Origin of the sequence: Cyanobium sp. LEGE 06143 (assembly GCF_015207535.1) — a bacterium.
Classification (GTDB): domain Bacteria; phylum Cyanobacteriota; class Cyanobacteriia; order PCC-6307; family Cyanobiaceae; genus NIES-981.
On the sequence record NZ_JADEWP010000163.1, the window covers coordinates 1 to 6,068 of the forward strand.

Here is a 6,068-nt window from a genome sequence, read left to right on the forward strand (position 1 = left end):
GCTTTGCAGAGAGTTCACTGATGCGACCGATGAGCGACATAGGCAGTCTCCTTTCGTCTCCGGTCCGGAGTGACCGGTGATGCAAGAATGCCACACTCATGTAGGCGAGTCATGGGTAGAACCACTTATCTTGCCGCATTTTCACCTGAGTGCCCGTCCTTCGGCCTTGCGGCGCGCTTTTTCGGCAAACATCGCCTGATCTGCCCGCGCGATGAGCGCAGCCGGGCTCTGGCCGGCATGCCATTCCCCCACCCCGCAGGACGCCCCGATCTGGACCGGGGCAAGCGCCGAGCCGGTTTCCCCGCGCACTTCCAGGGCATCGATGGCGGCGGCGAAGGCCTCGTCCTCAGGCCCGATCAGCTGCTGCTCAGGTTCAGGCCGCAGGGTGAGGTTCACATAGGTTCGCCCGAAGCTGATGTCCGGATAGCGCCCCAGTTGCTCGGAGAGATCGTTGAGCTGCTCGAGGAAGGCGCGGGTGGCCCCGTAGTCGCCGAACTCGATGCGCCGCTCCAGGCGCTCGGCGCGGTCGGGCTTGGGCCGGGGAGTCCAGGTCTGCTCCATGGTCAGACCCTAGGCCAGCGCTGGGTTGGGGCGCACCCAGTGACTCTCCGTCAGGCAGTCGGTGCGAGCCACGGCGAGGCGCTCGGCCCAGGCGCTGGCATAGGCCTGGTTGGCGGCCTGCTGGCTGGCCTCGCTGCAGGCCAGCCCGTGGGGCATGGTGCCCTGGATGGCGGCCTCGGTGACGCAGAACATCGCCTTCTGGAAGCTGCGGCAGATGTTCACGTGGATGTCGCCCTCGCCGCGGCCGTGCTGGTCGTACCAGCGGTGCAGGGTCTCGGGCAGATGGCGCGCCATGTCGTGCATCAGCAGGCTGGGCGGGATGCCGGCCCCCATGGTGGGCAGGGGATCGGCGTAGAGGGCGCCGTAGGCGAAACGGGCCTGGTCGGGAGCGATCTGCTGGGCCTGGGCGTTGAAGCTCACCGTGCCGAAGAACGGCGTGCCGCGCAGGAACACCGCCTCCACGTAGGGCACCGCCATATCCATCAGAAAGCTGAGGCCTGCCTCGGGGGGCAACACCCAGTGCCGCTGGCCGCCCAGCTTCACGGCGTAGGTGATCGGAGCGGCAGCTGCCTGCACCAGCCCCTGCCGGATGTAATTCACCACAGCGGCCATCGTGCCGATCCGGCCCTCGCGTTCCTCGACCGCCAGGGCCAGGAACAGATCGCTCATCACCCGCCAGAACTGGCCGAGGGCATGGGTGGTGGCGGCGCTGCGGATCAGCTCCGGCAGGAAACCCGGGAACAGCGGATGGAGCAGGGTCAGCAGGGGATCACGCCGGAGCTTGGCGGCGATGATGCCGGCGCAGCCGGCGGCGAAGTCGGTTGAGTCGAGATACACATCCAGCCCGCCCGTGCCGTGCCAGAGCATGGTCTTCATGCAGTACTCGGCATACTCGTAATTGATGCGGTCGTGCCGGAGGTTGCGCCAGATCCGCGCCGGGCTCGGATCCCCATCCAGATACTTGAGCAGGGGAAAGGGATTGAGAAACTGGCGCTCGGCCTGAAAGATCAAGTTGGTGCTGTAGGCATCCAGCACGGCGCCATAGCTCTCCAGCACTCCCACCACCTGCAGCCGCTGGTCCGCCGAGTCGGCCACCAGGGTCTGGCCACTGAGCAGCCGCTGGCACAGCTCAGCCGTTGTGAGCCTGCCACCCTGCACGGTGAGATCGGCTGGGATCACAGGCATCAGCCGCTGCCCCCGGAGGCCAGCTGCCCCGCCAGCGCCGCCAACGGCGCCATGGCGGTGGTGGTGGCTTCACTCAGGTGCCCGAGGCCGCCGGGCGCCAGGCCCAGCAGCACCACGCCAATGGCAAGGGCGATGGCCGGCACCGTCTCGCGCGCCGCCACGACGGGCAGCTGGATGTCGAGCCGGCTCGACTGCAGCGGATCCTCGGCGGCCGTGATGGCCAGGCGGCCGAAGAAGGCCCGGTTCACCAGCAGCAGGAAGTAAACCGCCGTGAGCCCTGAGCCCACCATGCAGCAGAGGGTGGCCAGCGGGTAGGGGCCGAGGCTACCCCGGAACACCAGGAATTCGGCGATGAAGCCCGCCATGCCGGGCATGCCCGCGCTGGCCATCACGGCCAGGATCATCAGTGAGCCGGTGAGCGCCAGACCCCGCTGGGGGTTGAGCAGACCCTTCAGCACCGCGAGATCGCGGCTGCCCGTCTTGCGGTACACGATCCCCACCAGCAGGAACAGCAGGGCCGAAATCAGGCCATGGCTCACCATCTGGAACTCGGTGCCCAGCAGGCTCACCGGCGACGCCGCCGCCGCCGCCAGCAGGATGTAACCCATGTGCCCCACGGAGCTGTAGGCCACCATCCGCTTCATGTCCTGCTGGGCGATCGCCGCCAGTGATCCGAACACCACCGAGATCGCCGCCCACACCGCCAACCCCGGCGCCAGCACGGTCCAGGCCTCAGGGAACAGCCCCATGCCGAAGCGCAGCAGGCCGTAGGTGCCCAGCTTCAGCAGCACGCCGGCCAGCAGCACCGACACCGGCGTGGAGGCCTGGGTGTGGGCATCCGGCAGCCAGGTGTGGAAGGGCACCAGCGGCATCTTGATGCCGAAGCCCACCAGCAGTGCCAGCAACAGCACGATCTGGCTACCCAGTCCCAGCTGCTCGGTCGTCACGGCGGTGGGGCTGAAGTTCACCGTTCCGCTGAGCAGGGCCAGGCCCAGAAAGGCCGCCAGGATCAGCATCCCTGAGATGGCGGTGAAGATCAGAAACTTGGTGGCCGCGTAGGCCCGCCCGGCGCCCCCCCAGATGGAGATCAACAGCCAGAGGGGGATCAGTTCGAGCTCGTAGAAGAGCACGAACAGCAGCAGGTTGTCGGCCAGGAAGGCCCCGTTCACGGCCCCGCTGATCAGCAGCAGCAGGGCGAAGTAGAGGCGCGGTCGTCGGCTCAGGTCGCGGCTGCAGACCACGGCCACCAGGCTGAGGCCGGCGTTCATCAACACCAGCGGCAGCGACAGGCCATCCACCCCGAGCCGGTAGTCGAGGCCCAGCCCCGGTAGCCAGGCGTGCACCTCCTGCAGCTGCAGGCCGCTCTGGCTGGGGTCGAAGGCCAGCAGCACGGCGAGGCTGAGGCCCAGCTGCAGGCTGAGCAGGGCGATGCAGGCCTGGCGCAGCCGGGCGGCCGGGGCCGGCCTCGGCCAGGCCAGCAGGCCCAGGCCGCCGGCCAGGGGCAGCAGCAGCACCCACGAAAGCAGAGGCAGCTCGCTCATGGGCCGCCTCGGCTGAGCCAGGCCAGGCAGACGGTCAGCGTGACGATCGCCACCACGGCGGTGAGCAGGTACGACTGCAGCTGCCCGCTCACCCCCAGCTTCAGACCCTCGGCACTCTGCAGCGAGAGCCGACCGAAACCGTTCACCACGCCGTTCAGCAGGCGTCGATCCAGCCCGTCGCTGAGGCGGGCCAGGGCCGCCACAAGGGCCACCAGCGTGCTGCGGTAGGCCGCCTCGCTGTAGAAGTCGAAGGCCAGCAGGTCCTGCAGACCGCGCAGGGCCGGGGGGCTCGAGCGGCTGCGCACTGCATCGAGGGGCAGACAGACGCCGATCCCCACCCCCAGCAGCCCGCTGCCTGCCACCGCCAGGCCGATGGGCCAGGCGAAGGAGGCCAGGCCAGGCACCGGATCCAGCCGGGCCAGCAGCAGGGGGGTGAGCAGCACCAGCACGCTGAGGCTCACCATCGGCAGGGCCATCAGCCAGATCACCTCCGGCGTGCGGCGGGTCTTGGGCCTCACGGCACCCAGAAACACGCTGCGGAACACCCGGCAGAGGTTCACGGCCGTGAGGGCATTGGTGATCAGCAGCACCGCGGCGAAGGCGGGTGCGCCGGCCAGCAGAGCCTCCACGCCCAGGCCGAAGCACCAGAAGCAGCCGAGGGGCAGCAGCCCCACCAGGCCGGCGCTCCCCACCACAAAGGCCGTGGCGGTGGCGGGCATGCGGCTGCCGATGCCGCCCAGCTCGGTGAGGTCCTGGCAGTTGGTGGCGGCGATCACGCTGCCCACACCCATGAACAGCAGCGCCTTGGCCAGGGCGTGGGAGAACAGCAGCAGCACGGCGATACCGGGCTGCTGCAGGGCGATGGCAATGAACACCAGCCCCACATAGGAGGTGGTGCCGTAGGAGCAGGCCCGCTTGAGGTCCACCTGGGCCAGGGCCACGAGCGCTCCGCCCAGGGCGCTGATCGTGCCCACCGCCAGCAGCACGTCCGTGGCCACCGGAGAGAGCAGCAGCAGCGGCATCAGCTTGAGCAGCACCAGGGCTCCGGCGGTGACCACGGCTGAGTTGCGCAGGATCGAGGCCGGGTTGGGGCCCTCCATGGCCTCATCGAGCCAGAGGTGCATCGGGAACTGGGCACACTTGCCCATCGGTCCGGCGATCAGCCCCAGGCCCAGCAGGGTGCCGGCCAGGGGGGTGAGGCTGCCGTCGGCGTGGGCGGCTGCGGCCCAGCTGTAGAGATCGGTGAACTCCAACGAGCCGGCCCAGGCCGAGAGGGCCACCACGCCCATCAGCAGCAGCACATCACCCACCCGCTTGGTGAGGAAGGCATCGCGGGCCGCCGTGACCACCAGCGGCTGGGCATACCAGAACCCCACCAGCAGGTAGGTGGAGAGGGTGAGCATCTCCAGCAGGAAATAGCTCATGAACAGGTTGCTGCTCAGCACCACCCCACAGAGGGCACCTTCGAAGAAGCCCACCAGGGCGTAGAAGCGCGCCAGCGACCACTCCTTGTCGAGGTAGCCAAGGGCAAACACCTGTGCCAGCAGGCTTAGCAGGGTCACCAGCGCCAGGGCGGCCAGGTTGGTGGGCGAGAGGTCGAAGCCCAGGCTGAGGCTGAGGTCGGCGGCGGAAAACCAGGGGATGGCCAGGTGGGCCGGGCCGTGGCGGCTCACTTGCCAGGCCGCCAGAGCGCCGTGGACCGCGGCCAGCAGGGTGACCAGCAGGTTGAGGTAGGCCGCCGGCCGCGGACCCTGGCGCGGTAGCCAGCCGCAGGCCCAGGGCAGCGAGAGCAGCATGCCGCTGAACCCGTACAGTGGGATCAGCCAGGCCAGCTGGAGGGGCAGGGGCAGGAGGGGCACGGGATCTGTCACTGGCTGGCCCTTCAGGCGGCCTGGAGCCAGCTGAGCTCAGGGCGACGGCTGCCCCGCCGCTGCTGGCTCAGAAGGTCGCGCGGTCGAGGCCCGGGCCTGGCTGCCCGCCCAGCTGACGCAGCCAGATGGCCAGCTCCTCTCCATGGGATTGCTCGTCGCGCCACAGTTCACGGAAGCAGTCTTCATTCTCTCCGTCTCCGATCTGAACACAGAAGCGCACGGCTTCGGCGTAATGATTGATGAGCTCGGTCTCCATGGCGCTGTTGTGGCGCAGCAACCCAGGCAGATCGGGGGCGTGGGCCACCGGCTGCAACTGGGAAGCGGCCGGAGCCACGCCGAGGCTGAGCATCCGCTGCACCAGCTTTTCGGCATGGCGGAGTTCTTCCACGGTTTCCTCGCGGAAGCGTTTGGCGGCCTCGGCATTGCCCCAGATCTCCAGCAGGGAGGCCTGGGTCATGTATTGCTGCACGGCGGTGAGCTCGAGGCTCAGGGCGCGACCCAGATAGCCCAGGACGCGCGGATGGGCGGCGTCCATCGGCATCACAGGCGGCGAACGGTCTCAGTGCTCTGCAGAGCGGGCTCCACTTCGGTGTGGGGGCGGGCAATGATGTGGGCAGCCACGAGGCCGTCACCCACCCGCTCGCAGGCGTCGGCACCGGCACGCACCGCGGCGTTCACGGCGCCGGTTTCCCCCCGCACCATCACGGTGACGTAGCCACCGCCCACGAATTCGCGGGCCACCATGGTGACCTCAGCGGCCTTGGTCATGGCGTCAGCCGCCTCGATCGCAGGCACCAGACCGCGGGTTTCGATCATGCCGAGGGCGATGCCGTTAACGGTGGGAGCCATGGGGGAGGTTGCGGAGGAGGACGAAGAGGCGGGGGGCCGGGTGCCACTGGAGCCCCCGGAG

Annotated in this window: 6 protein-coding genes; all 6 read right to left on the reverse strand. The window is 68.9% G+C overall.

The genetic code is table 11. From position 1 onward, the window contains the following. Window positions 1-141 precede the first annotated feature (141 nt). Entirely contained in the window at window positions 142-561 is a 420-nt protein-coding gene (locus tag IQ216_RS14750) for a 4a-hydroxytetrahydrobiopterin dehydratase (RefSeq protein ID WP_193815479.1), read from the reverse strand. Window positions 562-570: 9 nt separating this feature from the next. Next, complete coding sequence (locus tag IQ216_RS10895) at window positions 571-1,746, reverse strand: CO2 hydration protein (protein ID WP_193815480.1); 1,176 nt, start codon at window positions 1,744-1,746, stop codon at window positions 571-573. Next, window positions 1,746-3,287, reverse strand: coding sequence for an NADH-quinone oxidoreductase subunit M (locus IQ216_RS10900; protein ID WP_193815481.1), 1,542 nt, complete (start codon window positions 3,285-3,287; stop codon window positions 1,746-1,748). Before IQ216_RS10900 ends, IQ216_RS10895 begins: the two co-directional genes overlap by 1 nt. Beyond that, a complete protein-coding gene (locus tag IQ216_RS10905; protein WP_193815482.1) occupies window positions 3,284-5,146 on the reverse strand; it encodes an NAD(P)H-quinone oxidoreductase subunit F in 1,863 nt (620 codons plus the stop codon). The genes IQ216_RS10900 and IQ216_RS10905 overlap by 4 nt, the downstream gene beginning before the upstream one ends. Before the next feature lie 79 nt (window positions 5,147-5,225). Next, window positions 5,226-5,693, reverse strand: a complete 468-nt coding sequence (locus tag IQ216_RS10910) for a ferritin-like domain-containing protein (RefSeq protein ID WP_193815483.1) — start codon at window positions 5,691-5,693, stop codon at window positions 5,226-5,228. 5 nt (window positions 5,694-5,698) lie between these two features. Beyond that, window positions 5,699-6,068, reverse strand: a 370-nt coding sequence (locus IQ216_RS10915; protein WP_304523979.1) for a BMC domain-containing protein, incomplete at its 5' end; no start/stop codon positions are given.

What these genes read in the sequence shown, in the direction of transcription:
- IQ216_RS14750 (WP_193815479.1), bottom strand. Translation starts at nt 561, where the DNA reads ATGGAGCAGACCTGGACTCCCCGGCCCAAGCCCGACCGCGCCGAGCGC.
- IQ216_RS10895 (WP_193815480.1), bottom strand. Translation starts at nt 1,746, where the DNA reads ATGCCTGTGATCCCAGCCGATCTCACCGTGCAGGGTGGCAGGCTCACA.
- IQ216_RS10900 (WP_193815481.1), bottom strand. Translation starts at nt 3,287, where the DNA reads ATGAGCGAGCTGCCTCTGCTTTCGTGGGTGCTGCTGCTGCCCCTGGCC.
- IQ216_RS10910 (WP_193815483.1), bottom strand. Translation starts at nt 5,693, where the DNA reads ATGGACGCCGCCCATCCGCGCGTCCTGGGCTATCTGGGTCGCGCCCTG.